General features: G+C 43.5%; 1 protein-coding gene and 1 pseudogene. One reads left to right on the top strand and one right to left on the bottom strand.

The features are described 5' to 3' along the window. A pseudogene (locus tag R7P35_RS26280) lies at positions 1 to 129 on the top strand (3-deoxy-manno-octulosonate cytidylyltransferase); the annotation flags it as partial. Positions 130 to 206: 77 nt separating this feature from the next. Here the strand turns inward: R7P35_RS26280 and R7P35_RS26275 are convergent. After that, positions 207 to 1,039: SpoVR family protein (locus R7P35_RS26275; protein ID WP_318093433.1), on the bottom strand; the 833-nt coding region annotated here is incomplete at its 5' end.

Raw genomic sequence — 1,039 nt, 5'->3', positions numbered from 1 at the left:
GAGCAGTTACGAGTGCTTTGGTACGGCGAGAAAATCCACGTTGCAGTAGCTAAAGAAGCGCCAGCAGCAGGCGTTGATACGCCAGAAGATCTTGAAGCCGTTAGAGCTATTGTGGCGAAAAAAGCGTAACGATTCTACTTCTTGCAGTTAATAAAAAGGCTCCTTTCATGGAGCCTTTGGCTTTAAGGGGATGAGTATATTTTTTGCTAAATGTTTGAATCGTACTGATTGCGTTTTGGACAAGTGGCTAATGTTTCTCTGTGTCCCGTGTCTTTAACTTCTTCTAAGATTACGTCAAAGCCCCATAGGCGATAGACGTGTTTCAATACCTCATCATAACTTTCATCGAGTGGAATGCGGTTATGAGGAACGTACTGCAACGTGAGTGAACGGTCACCACGAACATCCACGTTAAACACCTGAATGTTAGGCTCTAAGTTTGATAGGTTGTACTGCGCTGCCAGAGTTTCTCGAATGCGTTTGTAGCCCATTTCATCATGTATGGCGGAGACTTCAATAAAGTTCTTCCTGTCATCATCGTTGATGGCGAACAGTTTGAAATCACGCATCAATTTCGGAGACAGATATTGGCTGATAAAGCTTTCATCTTTGAAATTATGCATAGCAAAATGCAAGGCATCTAACCAATCTGTTCCTGCTAGATCCGGGAACCACTCTTTATCCTCGTCAGTTGGTTCTTCACAAATACGCTTTATATCGCGGAACATCGCAAAGCCGAGAGCATAGGGGTTGATACCGCTAAAGTAAGGACTGTTGTAAGGTGGTTGAGCAACAACACTCGTGTGGCTATGTAAAAATTCAAGAATGAACTTTTCGGACACAATACCTTCATCATACAAGTGGTTTAGAATCGTGTAGTGCCAGAACGTTGCCCATCCCTCATTCATAACCTGAGTTTGCTTTTGTGGATAAAAGTACTGGCTGATTTTTCGGACGATTCGAACAACCTCGCGTTGCCATGGTTCCAAGAGCGGCGCATGTTTCTCAAAGAAGTAGAGTAGGTTTTCTTGAGGTTCAC

Source organism: Vibrio sp. Vb0304 (genome assembly GCF_033338995.1).
In the GTDB taxonomy this organism is placed as follows: Bacteria; Pseudomonadota; Gammaproteobacteria; order Enterobacterales; family Vibrionaceae; genus Vibrio; species Vibrio alginolyticus.
Note: the sequence above shows the minus strand (reverse complement) of the source record. Positions and strands in the feature narration are given on the sequence as shown.